At 69.0% G+C, this 17,977-nt stretch carries 20 protein-coding genes; 12 read left to right on the top strand and 8 right to left on the bottom strand.

Translation table 11 applies throughout. The features are described 5' to 3' along the window. Positions 1-806 precede the first annotated feature (806 nt). Together ACLJQF_RS48535 and ACLJQF_RS48530 are read left to right on the top strand one after the other, a co-directional pair. Positions 807-1,835, top strand: coding sequence for a CU044_5270 family protein (locus ACLJQF_RS48535; RefSeq protein WP_410617447.1), 1,029 nt, complete (start codon positions 807-809; stop codon positions 1,833-1,835). Between the two features lie 221 nt (positions 1,836-2,056). Next, a complete protein-coding gene (locus tag ACLJQF_RS48530) occupies positions 2,057-2,311 on the top strand; it encodes an alpha/beta hydrolase (protein ID WP_410617445.1) in 255 nt (84 codons plus the stop codon). Positions 2,312-2,352: 41 nt separating this feature from the next. On the opposite strand, the gene ACLJQF_RS48525 is transcribed toward ACLJQF_RS48530, so the two are convergent. The 3 genes from ACLJQF_RS48525 to ACLJQF_RS48515 all read right to left on the bottom strand — a co-directional run bounded on the left by ACLJQF_RS48525 (position 2,353) and on the right by ACLJQF_RS48515 (position 4,937). Beyond that, on the bottom strand, positions 2,353-3,159 hold the full coding sequence (locus tag ACLJQF_RS48525; RefSeq protein ID WP_410617444.1) for a helix-turn-helix domain-containing protein: 807 nt from the start codon (positions 3,157-3,159) through the stop codon (positions 2,353-2,355). Beyond that, a complete protein-coding gene (locus ACLJQF_RS48520) occupies positions 3,152-3,721 on the bottom strand; it encodes a carboxymuconolactone decarboxylase family protein (RefSeq protein ID WP_410617442.1) in 570 nt (189 codons plus the stop codon). Before ACLJQF_RS48520 ends, ACLJQF_RS48525 begins: the two co-directional genes overlap by 8 nt. 409 nt (positions 3,722-4,130) lie before the next feature. Continuing rightward, complete coding sequence (locus ACLJQF_RS48515) at positions 4,131-4,937, bottom strand: DUF1684 domain-containing protein (RefSeq protein ID WP_410617441.1); 807 nt, start codon at positions 4,935-4,937, stop codon at positions 4,131-4,133. Between the two features lie 896 nt (positions 4,938-5,833). Between ACLJQF_RS48515 and ACLJQF_RS48510 the strand changes: the two genes are divergently transcribed. Beyond that, positions 5,834-7,159, top strand: a complete 1,326-nt coding sequence (locus ACLJQF_RS48510) for an MFS transporter (protein WP_410617439.1) — start codon at positions 5,834-5,836, stop codon at positions 7,157-7,159. A gap of 127 nt (positions 7,160-7,286) precedes the next feature. Here the strand turns inward: ACLJQF_RS48510 and ACLJQF_RS48505 are convergent, their stop codons facing one another. Further along, on the bottom strand, positions 7,287-7,931 hold the full coding sequence (locus ACLJQF_RS48505; RefSeq protein ID WP_410617437.1) for a response regulator: 645 nt from the start codon (positions 7,929-7,931) through the stop codon (positions 7,287-7,289). Next, positions 7,928-8,803 carry a sensor histidine kinase gene (locus tag ACLJQF_RS48500; RefSeq protein WP_410617436.1) on the bottom strand — a complete coding sequence of 292 codons (876 nt, stop codon included), beginning with the start codon at positions 8,801-8,803 and terminating at the stop codon, positions 7,928-7,930. The genes ACLJQF_RS48505 and ACLJQF_RS48500 overlap by 4 nt, the downstream gene beginning before the upstream one ends. A 328-nt stretch (positions 8,804-9,131) precedes the next feature. Between ACLJQF_RS48500 and ACLJQF_RS48495 the strand changes: the two genes are divergently transcribed. The 7 genes from ACLJQF_RS48495 to ACLJQF_RS48465 all read left to right on the top strand — a co-directional run bounded on the left by ACLJQF_RS48495 (position 9,132) and on the right by ACLJQF_RS48465 (position 13,668). After that, the gene (locus ACLJQF_RS48495) at positions 9,132-9,272 is read left to right on the top strand and encodes a hypothetical protein (protein ID WP_410617434.1); all 141 of its coding nucleotides are present in this window, start codon (positions 9,132-9,134) and stop codon (positions 9,270-9,272) included. Positions 9,273-9,472: 200 nt separating this feature from the next. After that, positions 9,473-10,084, top strand: coding sequence for an O-methyltransferase (locus tag ACLJQF_RS48490; protein ID WP_410617433.1), 612 nt, complete (start codon positions 9,473-9,475; stop codon positions 10,082-10,084). After that, a complete protein-coding gene (locus ACLJQF_RS48485; RefSeq protein ID WP_410617432.1) occupies positions 10,084-10,482 on the top strand; it encodes a hypothetical protein in 399 nt (132 codons plus the stop codon). Before ACLJQF_RS48490 ends, ACLJQF_RS48485 begins: the two co-directional genes overlap by 1 nt. Positions 10,483-10,512: 30 nt before the next feature. Next, positions 10,513-11,433 carry an ABC transporter ATP-binding protein gene (locus tag ACLJQF_RS48480; RefSeq protein ID WP_410617431.1) on the top strand — a complete coding sequence of 307 codons (921 nt, stop codon included), beginning with the start codon at positions 10,513-10,515 and terminating at the stop codon, positions 11,431-11,433. A 47-nt stretch (positions 11,434-11,480) separates the two neighbouring features. Then, the gene (locus tag ACLJQF_RS48475; protein WP_410617430.1) at positions 11,481-11,822 is read left to right on the top strand and encodes a hypothetical protein; all 342 of its coding nucleotides are present in this window, start codon (positions 11,481-11,483) and stop codon (positions 11,820-11,822) included. Beyond that, entirely contained in the window at positions 11,819-13,012 is a 1,194-nt protein-coding gene (locus ACLJQF_RS48470; RefSeq protein WP_410617429.1) for a sensor histidine kinase, read from the top strand. The genes ACLJQF_RS48475 and ACLJQF_RS48470 overlap by 4 nt, the downstream gene beginning before the upstream one ends. Next, positions 13,009-13,668 carry a response regulator transcription factor gene (locus ACLJQF_RS48465; protein ID WP_410617427.1) on the top strand — a complete coding sequence of 220 codons (660 nt, stop codon included), beginning with the start codon at positions 13,009-13,011 and terminating at the stop codon, positions 13,666-13,668. Before ACLJQF_RS48470 ends, ACLJQF_RS48465 begins: the two co-directional genes overlap by 4 nt. A gap of 16 nt (positions 13,669-13,684) precedes the next feature. Here ACLJQF_RS48465 and ACLJQF_RS48460 read toward each other — a convergent pair whose 3' ends face one another. Beyond that, positions 13,685-14,236 (bottom strand): TetR/AcrR family transcriptional regulator, encoded by a 552-nt coding sequence (locus tag ACLJQF_RS48460; RefSeq protein ID WP_410617426.1) that lies wholly within the window; start codon positions 14,234-14,236, stop codon positions 13,685-13,687. A 69-nt stretch (positions 14,237-14,305) separates the two neighbouring features. Between ACLJQF_RS48460 and ACLJQF_RS48455 the strand changes: the two genes are divergently transcribed. Continuing rightward, complete coding sequence (locus tag ACLJQF_RS48455) at positions 14,306-15,004, top strand: alpha/beta hydrolase (RefSeq protein WP_410617425.1); 699 nt, start codon at positions 14,306-14,308, stop codon at positions 15,002-15,004. A gap of 517 nt (positions 15,005-15,521) precedes the next feature. On the opposite strand, the gene ACLJQF_RS48450 is transcribed toward ACLJQF_RS48455, so the two are convergent. Next, a complete protein-coding gene (locus ACLJQF_RS48450; protein ID WP_410617423.1) occupies positions 15,522-16,346 on the bottom strand; it encodes an ABC transporter permease in 825 nt (274 codons plus the stop codon). Beyond that, entirely contained in the window at positions 16,346-17,272 is a 927-nt protein-coding gene (locus tag ACLJQF_RS48445) for an ATP-binding cassette domain-containing protein (protein WP_410617422.1), read from the bottom strand. Before ACLJQF_RS48445 ends, ACLJQF_RS48450 begins: the two co-directional genes overlap by 1 nt. A gap of 196 nt (positions 17,273-17,468) precedes the next feature. On the opposite strand from ACLJQF_RS48445, the gene ACLJQF_RS48440 reads away from it, so the two are divergent. After that, positions 17,469-17,807, top strand: a complete 339-nt coding sequence (locus ACLJQF_RS48440; protein WP_410617421.1) for a LysR family transcriptional regulator — start codon at positions 17,469-17,471, stop codon at positions 17,805-17,807. The last annotated feature ends 170 nt before the right edge of the window (positions 17,808-17,977 follow it).

Here is a 17,977-nt window from a genome sequence, read left to right as displayed (position 1 = left end):
GCGGGTGGTGGTGAGTGGTAATTCGGGTTCTAACCCGAATTACCACTCACGACCAGCCGCGGCAGACCGGCAGACCGGCAGGCCGGCGTCCAGGATTGTCCTGGCAGGCTGTCTTCGGCCGCACCGAACAAAGATCTCGCCCTGCAGTACTAGCGGTCCTGCCGGACCTTATCGCTGCCCAGTTAGTTACCCACAAGGGTTCCTACTACCCGAAAGGAACTGACAGTGGTTGACTTCGCCCCGGTTGTTCCGCAACGTGCTGGGGTGCCGCAGCCTCTACGACGAGTACCTGCGCCGCCCCGACCTGATCCGGCTGGCCACGTGGGGCCGCCTGGAACGGCGTCGGACGGCCACCCGAAGTCTCGCCGTTCGACCGCCTCCCGGCCGTCGTGCACGAGGCGGATGCCGACGAATCTCAGCCCGGACGTTCAAGCCGGGCGCCAGTCCAAAGCCGAAGCGGAGTCCCCGCACCGTCGCGCAGCTCATCAACGCGTCTGCAGGTCCGGAGCGGAACTCGCCCAGCGGCGCCCATCCTCCAGGCACCGTCGCGTGGAGTCCCCGCACTTCCCTTTGGAAAGCAATCGCCCTTGCAGGTAACCACCGGTCTATCGATATCGTCGAGCTTCGCTGACCGGCGGTTCACCGCGCTGTCCGCGCAGAACGGTCTTGTTTGCAGCTCACGTCTTGAGCCGAGTTCGAACCGACCGAAGTCGCCGAGGCGTTCGCCGTGCTTGCGGGTACGGAGTGCGTCCGGACCGCGTCGGCCACCCGCCTACAGACATTGCCCTCCCCACCTAGGAGAGACCGTGCCGGAGCCCGACGAAAACTCCAGTGTTCCCCGACGGCCCATGCGAGCCCGCCGGTACGCCCTGACGGTCGCTGCCGCCGTCGTCGGAGTGATCGCGGTGACGTTCGTTGTCGTGCAGGCCGGGTCATCCAAGCCGGCCGACGTCTCGACAGCCGCGGCTCCGGCGCAGAGCGTGAACCCGACCGAGAATACGGCTGCGAACTGGCCGGACATCAAGCTGATGTCGGCGACGCAGGTGCTGGATCGGGCGGCCGACCTCAGCGTCGGCGCGGCCGACCAACCGGTCGGCCCCGGGCAGTTCCGGTACGTCAACGAGCACGCGTGGTTCACGAGCACCATGCAAATCGGCGAGACCGGCTACACCTACCTCTGGGAGAAGCAGATCCAGAGCTGGATCCCGGCCGACGAGCACGAGGTCTGGCAAGAGACACGCAAGATCCTGAACACCGGCAAGTTCCTCGGCGGGACCGTGCCGCAGGCGCAGGCGCCGGAACCGCCGGTGACATCGGAAGACCAAGGCCAATGGCAGGGTCGATGTGGCAACTTCTTTCCAGACGCCAAGCCGGCCAAGAAGTGCGACGACCCCACTGACTGGGACAGCTTCGCGTTCTACACGAAGCTTCCGCACGACCCAGCGGCGCTGTACGCGAAGCTGCAGACGTTGACGAAGGGGCACAGCTCGACGCCGTCCGCGCTGTTCGACGTCGGCATTCAGGTCCTCCGGACCGGGCTCATGCCGGCCGGGTTGCGCGCACAGTGGTATCGGGCGCTGGGGAAGATCCCGGGTATAAAGGTGCTGGCGGCGGAGACGAACCTCGACGGCCGCAAGGGTGTCGCACTCGGTCTCGCCGACCGCCACGCGATCCGGCAGCTGATCATCGATCCGGTGACCGGGCAGTTCATCGGCGAGCGGCAGGTCGCGGGCGCGGAGCCGGACTTCCCGTGGCTCAAGCCGGGTACGGAGATCGGTACCAGCGCGATCACCACCGGAGTCGCCGGCCGGCTCGGCGTGGCACCGGCCAAGTAGGTCCCCACGCCGGCGCCGGCCGCCAGCCTGGCCGGCAGCCGGCGCACTGGTCGCACGGCCTTCGGCGTGCCGGCAACGCAGCTCACTGTCGCGAAGGGCGCGGAGACGCTGCCGAAACCTGGAACCCGATACACCGAGATCACCGGCACCCGGTTCGCCGTCGCCTGCGGTGACCAGCCGACCAGGCCGGCGGCCTGGTACAAGCGGCTCAGTGACCGGCAGTGCCCCGAATACCCCTCTTCGGCTGGAACCACGGCCTCAGCGAGGTGTGCGGTTTCTGGTCCGACGCGCCGCGCCAGGCGCTGCCGAACCTGGCGCCGGAAGCCGCGAAGAAGGTCCTGGTCGTCCAGGGTGCGTTCGACCCGCAGACCGGTTACGAGCAGGCCAAGGCGCTTCCCGGGCTGCGGGCGTACCCCTGGTGTCCGTGGAGGACTCTCCGTTCCACGGCCAGCCCCTGTGTCGACCTCGGCTGGTGACGAAGCGGGGTGGCTGCTCCGCCCGGAGGCAGCCACCCCGGTCATTTTCCGGAACGCTCGGCCAGTTCACGGGCGTGTTCCCTGGTTTCGTCGTTCATCGGGAAGAAGCACTCGATCCGCAGTTCCTGCAGCGTCACGTCCTGCGGTGTGCCCAGGGTGGTCACCATCGAGAAGTACTCGAACCGCCGGTCACCGCGCTCGTACCGGATCGGCACGATCGGGAGGACCGGCGCGGTCACGTCCACCACCCGCAGGTGCGAAGGCACCCCCGGATAGTCCAGCACTTCGTCGAGGATCCGCTGGGCCCGCTCGTCGACGGCCCCGCCGATCGCCTCCCGCCGCGCACGTCGCACCAAGGCCTCGGCGACCTCCAGCCAGTTCGTCACGTGCTGTCGCACCCCGTCCGGGTGAAACATCCGGCGAAGCACGTTCGCCGGCCCCGGCGGATTCCCCGGTTGCCCGTCCTGGAGGTAGGCGAAGAACCGGCGGGCGGCGGTATTGGTGTGCCGGATATCCCAGCTGCGGTCGATCACCAGAGCCGGGAACGGCTCCTGCTGGGCGAGAACCGTCTCCAGGGCTTCCCGCACCGCGGCCAATGCCGGTGCGTCCAATGCGGACTCCGGGTACTCAGGAGAGAATCCGGCGCTGAGCAGCAGGGTGTTGCGCTCACGCAGCGGGACGTCGAGCACCTCCGCCAGCTTCAGCACCATGGCACGGCTCGGGTTCGCCCGCCCCGTTTCGACGAAGCTCAGGTGACGGACCGACACAGCGGCCTCCACGGCCAGAGCCAGCTGGCTCAACCGCCGGGCACCGCGCCAGTGTTTCAGCAAAGGACCGACGTCAGGCACCAGCCGAGTATCCCGCCTTCCAGACGTGCGGCGCCACCGCGTCCTCCAGCGGCGGCCAGGTGAAGTTGGCCGTGTAGTTCGTCATCGCCGAGATCGCCACCGCGGTGATCACCTCGAACACCTGCTCTTCGGTGAAGCCCGCCGACTTGAACGCCACCACTTCGGCGTCGTCGACGTGGCCTCGCTTCTCGATCAGTGACCGGGTGAACGTGGAAAGTGCCGCCATCCGCCGGTTTCCGGGCACCTCGCCCTGGCGGATCGCCTCGACCACGGCCGGTTCGACGCCGTCCTGCAGCGACTCCAGGGTGTGGAACGCCACCGCCCATTCGCTGCGATTCGCGACCGCGTTGGACAGCAGCAGGACCTGCCGCTCGTCGGGCCCGAACGTGCCGCCGCCCCGGAAGTGGCCGAAGGCGGAGAAGAAGGTGTTGATCAGCGCCGGCGAGTTTGCCATGAGCCCGGCCCCGGCGGGCACGAACCCGAACGCGCCTTCGAGGACCTTGAGCGGCTCCTTCGCGGCCTCGGCGGCGGTGTCGGCGGTGTGGATCTGGTAACTGGTCATGGTCCGAGTGTGCGGCAGTCGCCGCGCCGAACCAATTCCCTCGGAGGTAAACATCGACTGCCTCCGGTGCCCGGTGTGCCACGATCGGCTCATGGGCTGCACGTCGGCAGGACGCGTCAGAACCGCACTTTGGACATCGCGTACGAGCAAGCGGGCCCGCCGGACGGAGTTCCGATCATCCTGCTCCACGGTTACCCCTACGACGTGCGCTCGTACGACATCGAACCGGCGGTCCGGCGCTCGGCGAGCGACCGGCGGGTGCTCGATCGCGATCCACCAGTCCGGTGGTCACCAGGACCCGGCGTGCCGTGTGCTCTGCGCCACTGCGGGTGGACACCACCAGCCGCCCTCGCAAAACCGGCCCGGCCGATCCTGGGATCGGCCGGGCCGCGAGAGACATCGCCTGCGGTCACATCTTCTTTTCCCGGGGGATCTTCTCCCCTGCCTCGACCGCGAACGGCAGGCGGTTGCGCTGCGGTGCCGCCGGGCACACGGGAACGAAGTCCGAGAACGCGCAGGGCAGGTTGTACGCACGGTTGAAATCGAGGGTGACCGTGCCGTCTGCGGCCGGAGCGTCGATGTTCAGCGCGCGGCACAGCGGGTAGGTCGTGACACCGCTGGTGGCGTCGGCGAACACCGTGTTCATGCCCGCGGCGCCCTGGAGCACGAGCAGTTCGTGCTCCTCGCCGCCGTACTCGAACCGGACCACACCGGGGGTGTCGTGTTCGTGGCGCCGCCAGCCCACGCTGTCCAAGACGACCGACTGCGGTTCGTCATGCGGCTCGAACCGGCCGGTGAGCACCCACTCCGGGCCGGGCTCGAAGGTGGGCACGCCTTTGAAGTCGCGGCGCTTCGGCGTATCCAGCTCGTAGCCCACGATCATGTACAGCTCGCGGTAGGTGATGCCCACCTCGACGTCACCGGCGACGACACGCGCCTCGTCGTCGACGCCGACGAGCGAAAAGGTCTTCTCGGTCGTGAACTTCTCGTCGCCGTAGGACATTTCGGCGCCCTGCGGATCGATGTGCACGTCGTCACCCTCGTGCCACCACAACCCGGGAATTCCGTCGTAGGCGCGCGGAGTCTCGTCCAGCCAGCTCATCGACACGGCGGACAGCCAGCCGAACGGCCGGCTCAGCCACTGCTCCCAGCCGGCCCGCCACGCACGCCAGTCGGCGAGGTAGGTCTCCACGTCTTTCACATCATTCTTCGGCACGGCTTCACCTTCCGGTTCGGGTTGTCAGGGCCATGGTCGGGAAGTCACCGCACACCGGCAACGTAAGTTGCGAGGTTGGCAAATACCCCCGAACCTGTGAACCGTGCCGTCACGAGGACAGCGGACTCACGAAGACGAATCCGCCGAGGGCGCCCAGCAGGATCGCGAACGCCCGCCGCAGAACGAGTCCGAAAGCGCGCCGGTCCAGCAGCCGGCCGCGAGGGAGCCTGCCACCGCGGCACCGGCGAACGGAGCCACCACGGCCCAGTCGGGCGCGCCGCCATCGAGGTGGGTGACCAAGGCCGTGGCCGAATTCGCGGCGATCACCGCCAGGGACGTACCGACGGCTGTCGCACCCCGACAGAGAACCCGGCCAGGATGACCCGAACTCCCGAGCCCCGGGCCGGCCCGTCACCCGCAGGCGAGGAGTTTTCCCCGCCAGGTGGTAACCGCAGCGACCAAGACCACCAGACGACCCCGGCGATCGCGGCTAGCCCGACGATCAGCAAGGACCCGGTGGTCGCCTGGCCGGCCGATTGCCCGAGCAGGTAGACCAGGGCGGGAACGGCCAGCACGGAACCTCCGCTCCCGAGCGCACCGAGCGCGGCGCCGACAACCCGGCCGAGCAGTACCGCTGCACCCAAGGCGCACGCTTCCTTCGCCACTGGCGGGCCTCGCATCGAGGCCGCCGGCGGAATGTACGAACATCCAGCTCGGCGACCACACCTTCGTTGCGGAAGTGGCAACAAGCGTTGCTGTCATCTCGCCTTCGCCCGCAAAGTCGGTCCAGTACGACGAGGCCGAAGAACTGCGAGGACGAGATGACCCTTTCCGATTTAGGACCTGCTGAGACCGGCTCGAGCCGCCGGGCGACGATGCCGTGGGCCGGTGTGGTGATGCTGAGTCTGCTGCAACTGGTGCTGTCGGTGGACACCAGCGTCGTGAACGTCGCGCTGCCCCAGATCCAATCCGCACTGGGGTTCTCCGCCGCCGGGCTGAGCTGGGTCATCACGGCCTACTCGCTCGTCTTCGGCGGCCTGGTCCTGCTCAGCGGCCGGATCGGCGCGATCATCGGACCGCGCCGCGCCCTGCTGCTCGGAACGGCGATCTTCGTCGCCGCGTCCGTACTCGGCGGGCTGGCGTCATCCCCGGGGATCCTGGTGACCGCACGAGCCGTCCAGGGCGTCGGCGCGGCACTGGCCGCACCGAGCACCCTGGTGCTGATCACGGGGATCACCGAACCCGGCGTGCAGCGGTCGCGGGCGATGTCCTTCTTCGTCGCGGCGCTCGGCAGCGGTGCCGCGATCGGGCTGGTGCTCGGCGGGGCGCTCACCACCACGCTCGGCTGGCGCTGGGTCATGTTCGTCAACGTCCCGCTCGGCCTGTTCGTGCTGGCCGGCGTGCGGCTGACGGTCCCACGGCTGCCGCGGACCTCCGCGCGGCTCGACCTCGCCGGCGCGGTCTCGTCGACCGCGGCGATGGCGGCGCTGGTCTACGGCTTGACCTCCGCCGCATCCGATGGCTGGGGCAGCGCGAAGGCCCTCGGCTCCTTCGCTGTCGCGCTCCTGGCGGTGAGCATCCTGATCGTCGCGGAGCGGCGGCACCCCAGTCCGGTGCTGCCTTTGGGTTTCTTCGGCCGGATGGGGTCGGCGGCACCGTTCCTGGCGATGCTGCTGATCCCGGCGGGACAGTTCGGCTTCCTGTACTTCGCCGCTTTGTTCACCCAGGACGTGCTGGGCTACAGCCCGCTGCTCACCGGTCTGGTGGTACTGCCGTTCACGGCCGCTCTCGTGCTCGTCAACGTGGTCGTGCCCCGCCTGGTGGCCCGCTGGGGCGAACGGGTCACGGGTGGCGCCGGGATGGCCGCGCTGACCCTCGGCCTGCTGTGGATGTCCCAGCTCCACTCCGGCAGCACCTTCACCGGCGGCCTGCTCGGCCCGTTCGTCGTGCTGGGGCTCGGCGCCGGTCTCACCGTCGCACCGCTGACCAGCGTGCTGCTGGCCCAGGGACCGGCCGAGCAGCTGTCCGCGGCGTCGAGCCTCAACCAGGGCGCGCAGCAGCTTGGCGGGGCGGTCGGCCTGGCCGCCCTGACCACCGTCTTCAGCGCAGCCAGCGGCGGCGTGGGAGGCATCACGACGGCCTTGCTGGCGGGAACGGTGTTCCCGGCGCTGGCCTTCATCCTGTTCACGATCTGGGCTCGCCGGATCGGCAACTCCCGCTGAACGCCTGATACCGCAACGGCAGTCAGGTGAGTAGGTAACCGCGTCGTTTGTAGTGACTGAGGCGGGTTGGTGTTGTCGTCGACGGCAGAAGCACGACCAGGCCCAGACATGCTCACTCACGATCTGGTCAGCTCAGGCCGGCGTCGTGGACCAGGATCGCCACCTGGGTGCGGTTCGCCGCCTCCAACTTGGCCATGATGTGTCCGATGTGGACCTTCACGGTCGAATCGCTCACGAAGAGAGCGCGAGCGATCTCCGCGTTGCTCAGCCCGCGTCCGATGTGGACGGCCACGTCGTGCTCCCGGGGCGTCAGCTCCGAAAGCCGCTCCCGGGCCCGCAAACTTCCTCCTCCGGACGCGAAATCCGTCAACAGCCGCTTCGTGATCTTCGGAGACAGCATCGCCTCGCCCCGCGCCACCACCCGGACCGCGTTGACCAGCTCGCGCGGCGGCGTGTCCTTCAGCAGGAAGCCCGCCGCGCCGAGGCGCAGGGCCGCATACACGTACTCGTCCACGTCGAACGTCGTCAGCACGACCACTGCCGGCGCCGCCGGGTGCGAAGCCAGCCGCCGGACCACCTCGATGCCGTCCACCTTCGGCATCTGGACGTCGGTCAGCACCACGTCCGGCCGGTAACGGTCGGTCAGCTCGACCGCCCGCACGCCGTTCGTGTCCTCCGCGACCACCTCGACGTCGTCGGCCGACTCCAGGATCATCCGGATACCGCTGCGGACCAGCTCCTCGTCCTCCAGCAGCACGACCTTGACCGTCACATGCCCTCCCCGACCGGAAACTCCGCGTGCACCCGGAACCGCCCGTCACCCGTCGGACCGGTGCGCAGGTCGCCCCCGGCCAGCTTCACCCGCTCGCGCATGCCCACCAGTCCGTAGCCCGACCCCGGGACGGCACTGCCGTGCGGGGTGAGCCGGTTGGTCACCTCGACCGCCAGCCGGTCGCCGGTGACGGCCAGCCGGACGTCGACCGCCGCGTGCGGCGCGTGCTTGCCCGCGTTGGTCAGTGACTCCTGCACCACGCGGTAGACGGCCCGCCCGACCTGGCCGGGCACCGCGGGCAGCGGGTCCGGCAGCGTCAGCTCGACCCGCGCCCCGGTTGCCGCGACCTCTGCCACCAGGTCCTCGAGCGACGCGAGCACGCCCGGGTCCACGCCCCCGGAAGGAGCGTCGTCGCGCAGCACCCGCAGGACGGCGCGCAGCTCGTCGAGCGCCACCGCGCTGGTGGCCCGGATCGTCTCGGCGGCCTGCTCGGTCTTCTCATCCGGCGCGCGCAGCGACAGCGCGCCGGCCTGCAGCGCGACCGCCGTGACCCGGTGGGCGACGACGTCGTGCATCTCCCGCGCGATCCGCCGCCGTTCGGCGAAGACGGCCTGGTCGGCCAGGAGCGTCCGGGTGCGCTCGGCCTCCTCGGCGCGGTCGCGCAGGACGCCCAGCAGCGCGGCGCGCTGGTGCATCCACAACCCGGCCGGCACCGGGCCCAGCAGGAACACCACGAGCACGAGCACGGCCGTGGTGAGCTGGAACGGCTCCCGCACCACCTGCACGACGTTCCCGGCGACCGCGCACACCACGACCGCGGCCCCGGTCCACCAGCTGACGCCGTGCCGAGCCGCGACCGAATACGAGGCCACCGTTTGTTCGGTGCGGCCGAAGACAGCCTGCAGGACAACCCTGGACGCCGGCCTGCCGATCTGCCGCAGCTGGTCGTGAGTGGTAATTCGGGTTAGAACCCGAATTACCACTCACGACCACCAGCCACGGCAAACGGTGACCTTTGATGGCGTCGGCGCCAGCGTGACCAGGCCCAGGTCGCGAGGCGGCCGAACGGGGTGGTGATCAGGTGCGCCAGTAGCCGCTTGACTTCGCCCAGCGTGCTGGGAACGAGGCCACTACCAGGGCTTTTGGGGCTATCGCGGCGGTGACGGCCAGGTAGGTGGGAGCGAGCATGGCCAGGGTGACGTGCCGGTACCAGGCGTCGTAGCGGCGAACCTGGTACTGGTCGAGGCCGACGGCGGTCTTCGCGGTCTGGAACTCCTCCGCCAGGCGTTCGATCTGCTCGTCACCGGCCTGAACGACCCTCCGGGTCCCCGCAGCCGCTGACGTCCCCCGCCCACCCCGCGTGGATTGCGTTCAGGTAAATCGATCCGGTAGCAAATGCGCATTTGAGACGGTCGAGCCTCCTCGCTATGTTGGTCACAGGAGGCCGACCCGGTGTCGGAAAACCAACCATGCGCACATCACTCGACGTGGAACCGCTGTCCGCCGTCATCAAAGATCTCTAGTCCGACGCCGATGCCTCGATGGAGGTATTCCGGAAACGGCTGTCCGAGTGGCCCGAAAGCGAACTCCAGGAATGGCGGGAAAACACCCAAGACTACCGGAACCTGTACGCGAAGGCAAAGGACATCCACCTCGCGGTGTCACCCAGGACCGCGAATCTCCTCTACGTTCTGGCCAAGGCGCGGCGAGCGCGGACCATCGTGGAGTTCGGCACCTCGTTCGGGTACTCGACACTGCACCTGGCGGCAGCGCTCAAGGACAACGGCGGCGGGAGGCTCATCAGCACCGAATTCGAGCCGTCCAAAGTCGCCCAGGCGCGGCGGACGCTCGAAAAGGCCGAGTTGTCGGAGATCGTCGAGATCCGCGAAGGTGACGCGCTCGACACCCTGGCTCACGACCTGCCCGACCGCGTGGACTTCGTCTTCCTGGACGGCGCCGGAACCCTGTACCGGACGATCACCGAGCTCCTCGAGCCGCGGCTGAGCCCGGATGCGGTGGTCGTCGCCGACAACGCCCACGGCGCGGAAGACTATCTGGCCCACGTCCGCTCTCCCGGCCGCTACGTCTCGACGAGCCCCGACCGGGATATCGAACTCTCCCTGTGGCTCCGGCCGACGAGCGACGCCGGCTGATGGACTGGGCGCAGCTCGCCGAGTCGCTGATCTCCTCACCGTGGCTGTACGCCGTGCTGTTCGCGATCTCGGTGCTCGACGCGTTTCTGCCCGTGGTACCCAGCGAGCCGGTGATCGCCCTGGCCGGCGTGTACGCGGCCAAGGGCCAGACGACGAGCTGCTCGGAATCGCTTTGGCATCGCGCTCGGCCTCGTCGTCAGCCTGGTGCTCGAGATCGTGCGGCGCCTCCGCGACCGGACGCAGTCCGTGCGCGAATGACTATCACGCATCTTTCGATTTACTCACACGCAATCGAGCGCGCAACGAATCGCGTGCAGTGTCGAGTACCGCGGATACAGTACTTCGATCGTCTGCGCCGGAACGACGATCTCCCGCGCCCGACCGGCGACCATTGGTGAGACGAACAAGCACAAGCATCGGGAGAACAAATGATCGAGGTACTCGGTCTCACCAAACGTTACGGATCGAAGACGGCCGTCGACGGACTCAGCTTCTCGGTCCGGCCGGGTACCGTGACCGGGTTCCTGGGGCCCAACGGGGCCGGCAAGTCCACCACCATGCGCATGCTCGTGGGGCTGGACGCCCCGACCTCGGGAACCGCGAAGATCAACGGCAAGGCCTATCGGCAGCATCGCGCGCCGTTGCGGGAGATCGGCGCCCTGCTCGAAGCCCGCGCCGTGCACCCCGGCCGTTCGGCGCGCGACCACCTCCTTGCGATCGGCAGCACGCACGGCATCCCGGCCAGGCGGGTCGACGACGTACTTGAGCTGGTCGGTCTGACCGCCGTGGCCCGCAAACGGGCCGGCAACTTCTCGCTCGGCATGGGACAGCGGCTCGGCATCGCCGCCGCGCTGCTGGCCGACCCGCACACCGTCATGCTGGACGAGCCGGTGAACGGACTCGACCCGGACGGCATCAAGTGGATCCGGCAGCTCCTCCGGGACCTGGCCGCGGAAGGCCGCACGGTCTTCCTCTCCTCGCACCTCATGAGCGAGATGGCGTTGACCGCCGAACACCTGATCGTCATCGGCCGCGGCAAGCTCATCGCCGACATCTCGGTCGACGAGCTGATCTCCACCGCCGACCGCGGCATTCACGTCCGCACTCCGCGAGCCACCGACCTGGTCCGCGAGCTGACTCCGCACGGCGCGACCGTGACCTCCGCCGGCAGCGGCCTTCTCGACATCACGGGGATGTCGGCGGAAGACATCGGAAACCGCGCTCTGCGGGCCGGGATCCCGCTCCACGAACTGACCCCCCAGCGCGCGTCGCTGGAAGAGGCGTACACGGAACTGACTCGTGACGCCGTCGAGTACCAGGGCGCCACGTCGCTCGGAGAGGCGGCCTGATGTCCGCGGCAATGCTGCAAACCACCGCTCGCAGCCACCACCGGAAGGTGACCGCTTGGCGGCTCTCCTTCGGCGGCGTGCTCCGCAGCGAACGGGTGAAGCTCCGCTCACTGCGCTCGAGCTCATCCACTCTGCTCGGCGCCGCGGTGGTGATCTCCACGCTGGTCGCGGTGAACTTCCTGATCCCCGGCCTCGGCAGCCTGGTCCTGCCGTCGTCCTGGCGCGACGACGTCCTGAAGTTCCTGCCCTCCAACGCGAGTGACGCCTTCACCAGCGTCGTGGCCCGGGACAACCTGCTCACCTCCGGAGCCGGTGCCGCGGTGTTCGCCGCTTGGGTGCTCGTGCCGCTCATCGCCGCGGCTGTCCTGCTACGCAAGCGCAACGCATGACCGGAGCCGATCCGACCGGGGCGTCGGTGATGGGACGGATCCTCGCGGTGACGCAGCGGTACCCGACCATCATCGACGCCCTCGGCGTCATCGTGCTGTACGTGGTCAGCGCGACCGACCCGGCCGGAGACGGCCCGGGCGCGCCGACCACAGCCGTGCTCGTCGTGCTGGCTGCCGACCTCGCCGTTCTCGCCTACCGGCGCAAGTGGCCGATGTGGACACTGGCCATCACGGCACTGGGCACCGTCCCGGCCGTGCTCATGGGCGCCGACCTGGAACCGTTCCTGATCCCGGTGGCGATCGCCGTCTACACCGTCATCGTCCGCACCGACCGGTGGACCGCCGGGTTGCTGGCCGCCCCGGCCTCCTCCCTCGCGGTGGTCATCCTGGTGATCCTGGTCGCCGGCTCCGGCGTGACCCAGGAGGGGCTCGGCCGGCTGGCGGTGATGGGCATGGCGATCGCGGTCGCCATAGCGGTGCGCAATCGCCGCGCGTACGTCGCGGCCTTCAAGGAACGCGCGGTCCGCGCGGAACAGAGCCGCGAAGAGGAAGCGCGGCGCCGCGTCGTCGAGGAGCGGCTGCACATCGCGCGCGAGCTGCACGACGTCGTCGCACACCACATCGCGGTGATCAACGTCCAGGCCGGCGCGGCCGGCCAGCTGATCGGTTCTCGTCCCGAGGCGGCCGGCGAAGCACTGGAGCACGTTCGCCGGTCGAGCCGGGCCGTGCTCGACGAGCTGCGCGGCCTCCTGGGCGTACTTCGCCGGCCGGAGGATCCGGAGGAGCTCTCGACCCAGCCGATGCCGGGGGTCACCCAGCTGCCGTCGCTCATCGATTCGTTCCGGTCGTCGGGTCTCGAACTCCACTGCACGTTCGCCGGTGCGGCCCAGCCGCTGCCCTCGACCGCCGATCTGGTCGCCTACCGGGTGGTGCAGGAAGCCTTGACCAACGCGCACCGATACGGCAACGGCACCGCCCAGCTCTCGGTGCGCTACACCCCGTCTTCGCTGCTCCTGGAAGTCACCAACCCACCCGCGGCCGAACCGCGCGGGCACGGCACCGGTCTCGGCCTGCTCGGGATGCGGGAACGGGCCGCCGTGGTCGGCGGCACCGTCGAAGCCGGCCGCGTCCCGGACGGCCGGTTCCGCGTCCGGGTCGGCCTGCCCCTACAGCTTGGAGAGAACCCGTGAAGCTCCGCGTCCTGCTGGCCGACGACCAGGCACTGATCCGCGCCGGCTTCCGCGTCCTGATCGACGCGGCCCCAGACCTCGAGGTGGTCGGCGAGGCCGGCGACGGCGGCGAGGCGCTCGAAGTGCTCCGGAGAACGCGTGCCGACGTGGTGCTGATGGACGTCCGCATGCCCGGGCTCGACGGCATCGAGGCCACCCGCCGCATCACCGCGGATGACGACCTCGCGGGCGTGAAGGTGCTCATGCTCACGACGTTCGAAGTCGACGAGCACGTCGTGCGCGCGCTCCACGCGGGCGCCAGCGGTTTCCTGGGCAAGGGCGTGGAACCCGCCGAGCTGCTGGCCGCCATCCGGCAGGTCGCCGAGGGGGACGCGCCGTTGTCGGCACTGGCGATCCAGGCACTGGTCCGGAACCTGCGCGGCGGTCCCGCCACGACGGCCGTCGACGCGGAACGCCTGAACGTGCTGACCCAGCGCGAACGCGAAGTCGTCGCCCTGGTCGCCACCGGGATGTCGAACGACGAGATCGCGGCCAAGCTGTTCGTCTCCCCGCTGACCGCCAAGACCCACGTGAACCGGGCGATGATGAAACTCCAGGCGCGTGACCGCGCCCAGCTCGTCGTGATCGCCTACCGATCCGGCCTGGTCCGCCCCTGACGAGAGGCTCCGCGGCTCAGGTCGCCGGCGTGAGCGTGGCGAGGAAGTGGTCGAAGGCCTGGTCGGCTCGCGATGCGTCACCTGTGGTCTCGATGTCCAAGATGAGCCCTCGGACGACCGCGAGGACGAGGGTGCCGAGTTCGGGACGGCCGATGCTCCGCATGCCGTCTTCGAACAGCTGCAGCCAGTCCGTTGTGGACTCGCGACGGAAGCCCGGCCAGAGCTGCTGCTCGGCATCCTCCCGGAGCTTGCCGAACATGCTGAGGTACGGCCGGCCGGCCGGTCCGGTCATCATCCGCCACGCTCGGCCGAGAGTGACCGGATAGGGCTCGTCCGGCCGCGCGGACACCAGCTCGCCGAAGAAGTCGCGCTGCCGCTGCCGCGCACGCTCCAGGATCTCCCGCAGCAGCGCGTCCCGGGTTCCGAAGTGGTAGATCAGCATGCGCGTCGACGTGCCGGCCGCCGTGGCCAACGGCTCGAGGCGGTCGGGGAGCCCGTGGGCGAGCGCGTGGCAGACGCACGCGTCGAGGATCCGGTCGCGGATCTCGGGCTGCTTGTGCCGTCCCATCGCCGCACTTTTTCACGTAACTGGTGATACGTCTACCGTTGGTTCAAGACCTGGACGAAGGAGGTGGACATGCGAGTCGTGTTCGTGCACGGGGCATGCGTCCGTGACGGATCATGGTGGTGGCACCCGGCCGCCGCGGCCCTGCGGGAGCGGGGCATCAGCAGCGTTGCCCCAGACTTGCCGAGCTGCGGCGAGGGCGACCGGCCGGCGGGTCTGGAAGGGCCCGGGCTGGCCGAGGACGTCGCCGCGGTGCGCGCCGTTCTGACCGAGGGAGACGAACCGACCGTCGTCGTGGCGCACAGCTACGGCGGTATCGTCGCCGCCGAGGCGGCCGTGGGTGCCGGGACGGTGCGTCACCTGGTGTTGGTGTCGAGCTACCTGCCCGAGCCCGGCGAGTCGCTGTCGACGTTCGGCGCCGACACACCGCCGCCGTTCCTGGACTTCGCTCCCGAGAGCGGCACGTTCGGTGCCCGGCCCGAGCTGTTCGCCGAGACGTTCGCCCAGGACTGCTCCCCGGACATCGTTCGTGACGCGGCGGCCCGCCTGGTCCGGCAGACGCTGGCCGTGACCCAGGAACCCGTGCGCGCGGTCGCGTGGCACGATCTGCCGACGACGTACATGGTCTGCACCGAGGACCGGGGCACACCGGCGGCGGCGCAACGCCGGTTCGCCCGCCGGGCGGACAAGGTCGTCGAGCTGCGGTCGGGCCACCACCCGTTCCTTTCGCAGCCACAGGCCGTCGCCGACGTCATCGCCGGCCTGCCGTGACCGCGGCGGCTCGTCGGTCCCCTCGGTTCTCATCGAAGGCGCAGCACCCACCAGCGCATGGCCACGAACCGGATCGCTCCCCCGAACGCCGTGGTGGCCAGGATGACCAGGGTCTCCTCCACCCGGTTCGCCCCCGGGGCCGCGTACCGCGCGATCGAAGAACCGCAGCTGGGGCGGCGGTGATCTCCGCGCTGTTTACCCTGCCGGCCAAGCCGAACGACCGATCGGGGAACGTTCCGGAATCCGCCCCGTACGCGTGTGCCCACGGACCGATCAACGAGCCCGCTCCGTCCGGTGTCCAGGCGGTGGTCGCCAGCTCGACTCCGTCCCGCATCGAGACGCGGACATCGAGGTCGATGGTGAAGGTCATTCCGGCGCTCACCTTTCGGTTGTGAACCGCGAGAGACGAACCCACGGGGAAGGACCGCACAGAAACAAGTGCGTCCACGAGGACCGGATCCGTCGCTTCGGCGTACGGAACCGGTCCATCGTGGACGCACTCGGCTTCCGCCTTCGGTCACACGTCGCGGACGCGAAGACCGACAGCCGCGGCCAGCAGGGGAACGATCACCCACGCCGCGAACACCGCGGCGCCCGCGCCCGCACTGAGGAGGTTCGACGGAGGAGTGATCAGCGCGAAGGCGTCGCTCGCATTCGACGGCAGGAACTTCAGGAAGTCGTCACGCCACGACGCGGGCAGCACCAGGCTGCCCAGCCCCGGCACGATGAACACCAGGCCGACCAGCGTCGAAATCGCGGCCGCAGTGTTGCGCATCAGCGCACCCAGCGCCAGGCCCATGACAGCGACACCCGTCATCGTGACAGCCGAACCGAAAAGCGCCGCCACCACACCGGCATCGCCGATCTTGGCGCTGGGGAAGCCCTTCCCGCTGAGGATCGCCTGCCCGGAGAAGAACACGACGAAGGCACTGGCCAGCATGACCGGGAAGACCACGGTGACCACGATCGCGACCTTCCCCGCGAGCACGGGAATCCGCGAGGGGACGCCGGTCAGCGTCGACCGGATCATGCCGGTCGAGTACTCACTCGAGATGGTGAGGACACCGAGGACGCCGACGATCAGCTGGGCGAACATGCCCCCGGTCAGGGTGACCCCGGTCGGGTCGGTCACGCCGTTCGCGCCGTCGCTGTCACTGCCGAACGTCGCGGCGAAGATCAGGCCGATCGCGACCAGGATGACCGCCGCTCCGGCCAGCGTGAAGGAACTGGAGCGCAGCGAGCGCACCTTCACCCATTCACTGCGCAACACTCCGGCGAACGTCAGCTTCGCCTTCACCTTGTCCTGCTTCGGCACAGCAGGGTTCTCGATCGTCGTGCTCATCAGGCTGCCTCTCCGAAAGATGTGGTCGTCGTGCCCTGGTACTCCACGGCGTCACGGGTCAGTTCCGTGTACGCCTCTTCCAATGACGCGCTCTGCGGCGCCAGTTCGAACAGCGGGATCCCGGCTCGCAGCGAGTGGACCCCGATGGCTTCCGAGGTCATCCCCGTGACGTGGAGTAGTCCGCGTTCGACGGAGGTGACCTTCACACCGTGCCGCTGCAAACCGCTGACCAGCTGGTCGGGTCGAGGCGTCCGGACGCGCACCCCGTGGTCGCTCGACTCGATGAGATCGGCGACCGACACGTCGGCGATGAGCCGGCCGCGGCCGAGGACGATCAGGTGCTCGGCGGTCAGAGCCATCTCGCTCATCAGGTGCGACGACACGAACACCGTGCGCCCCTCAGCGGCGAGGTCCCTGAGCAGAGTGCGAATCCACTTGATGCCGTCGGGGTTGAGGCCATTGACCGGTTCGTCGAGCATCACGGTGTGCGGATCACCCAGCAGCGCCGCCCCGATTCCCAGGCGCCGGCCCATGCCCAGGGAGACGTTGCCGACCCTCTTGCGCGCCACTTTGGTGAGCCCGACGATGTCCAGCACCTCGTCGACCCGCTTGGCCGTGCTGCCGTGCGTGCTGCCCACCGCCAGCAGGTGGTCTCGCGCCGACCGTCCGGGGTGAACGGCCCGCGCCTCCAGCAGCGCTCCGATCTCCCGTAGTGGCGCCCGGTGCCGGGTGTAGCGCTTCCCGTTGATCTTCGCCGTACCCGAGGTCGGGGCGTCCAGGCCCAGCACAACCCTCATGGTCGTCGACTTCCCGGCCCCGTTCGGCCCCAGAAAGCCGGTCACCATGCCGGGTTTGACCGTGAAGCTGAGTCCGTCGACGGATTTCTCGGCGCCGTATGCCTTTTTGAGGTTCTCTACCTCGATCATGGTTTCTCCTCGGATCTTCTCCGTCCCGAGAAGGATCACAGCTTTCCGGCGGGACATCGTCGTACGGACGCAGACAAACCGGGTACCGCGAACGCAGTATCAAGCCGACGAGGAACTCCTCGATGGCGTCGGCACTTCGTTGGCAACTCGACCTGAATCTCCGGACAGCGCTCGACGCGCTGCTCGGGAAACCAGCGTGGCCGCGGCCGGCGACCGCCTGCACCTGTCCTCTCCGGCGATGAGCCGGGCCCTGGGCCGGATCCGCCGGGTGACCGGCGATCAGATCCTCGTCCGGACGGGCCGGACCATGACCCCGACGCCGTACGCCCTCTCGATCAGGGTCCAGGTTCACGACCTGGTGCAGCAGGCCGAAAGCGTGCTCGCCCCCGACGCGATCACCACCGCGCTGGGCCCCAAGCTCATCGCGGCGGTCCACCGCGAGGCTCCGAACGTCAGGCGGGGCAGTTCGTGGTGCTCACCGGGGAGGATCAGCATCTCGGCCGGCGTTCCCGCCCGGCGTAGGGCCTGGAAGTAGCGCTGTGCCCGCACCGGTGCGCCGTGGCGGGACATGCCCGAGGGAACGTCGCGTCGGTCACCTTGACGGTGTTGGCCATGGTTTCTCCTTCAGGGGTGGTTGGAAGCCGGTAAGTCAGTTGGTGCCTGCGCCGTAGCCGCCGCCGACGAGCTCGGCTGCCTCGTGCGCGT

The sequence above is a fragment of the Amycolatopsis sp. lyj-109 genome, from assembly GCF_046548995.1.
In the GTDB taxonomy this organism is placed as follows: domain Bacteria; phylum Actinomycetota; class Actinomycetes; order Mycobacteriales; family Pseudonocardiaceae; genus Amycolatopsis.
Note: the sequence above shows the minus strand (reverse complement) of the source record. Positions and strands in the feature narration are given on the sequence as shown.

Bases quoted from the DNA above. Each gene is read 5' to 3' on its own strand.
- ACLJQF_RS48520 (WP_410617442.1), bottom strand. From the start codon at position 3,721: ATGACCAGTTACCAGATCCACACCGCCGACACCGCCGCCGAGGCCGCG.
- ACLJQF_RS48510 (WP_410617439.1), top strand. From the start codon at position 5,834: ATGCTGAGTCTGCTGCAACTGGTGCTGTCGGTGGACACCAGCGTCGTG.
- ACLJQF_RS48490 (WP_410617433.1), top strand. From the start codon at position 9,473: ATGGAGGTATTCCGGAAACGGCTGTCCGAGTGGCCCGAAAGCGAACTC.
- ACLJQF_RS48485 (WP_410617432.1), top strand. From the start codon at position 10,084: ATGGACTGGGCGCAGCTCGCCGAGTCGCTGATCTCCTCACCGTGGCTG.
- ACLJQF_RS48480 (WP_410617431.1), top strand. From the start codon at position 10,513: ATGATCGAGGTACTCGGTCTCACCAAACGTTACGGATCGAAGACGGCC.
- ACLJQF_RS48470 (WP_410617429.1), top strand. From the start codon at position 11,819: ATGACCGGAGCCGATCCGACCGGGGCGTCGGTGATGGGACGGATCCTC.
- ACLJQF_RS48460 (WP_410617426.1), bottom strand. From the start codon at position 14,236: ATGGGACGGCACAAGCAGCCCGAGATCCGCGACCGGATCCTCGACGCG.
- ACLJQF_RS48455 (WP_410617425.1), top strand. From the start codon at position 14,306: ATGCGAGTCGTGTTCGTGCACGGGGCATGCGTCCGTGACGGATCATGG.
- ACLJQF_RS48450 (WP_410617423.1), bottom strand. From the start codon at position 16,346: ATGAGCACGACGATCGAGAACCCTGCTGTGCCGAAGCAGGACAAGGTG.
- ACLJQF_RS48445 (WP_410617422.1), bottom strand. From the start codon at position 17,272: ATGATCGAGGTAGAGAACCTCAAAAAGGCATACGGCGCCGAGAAATCC.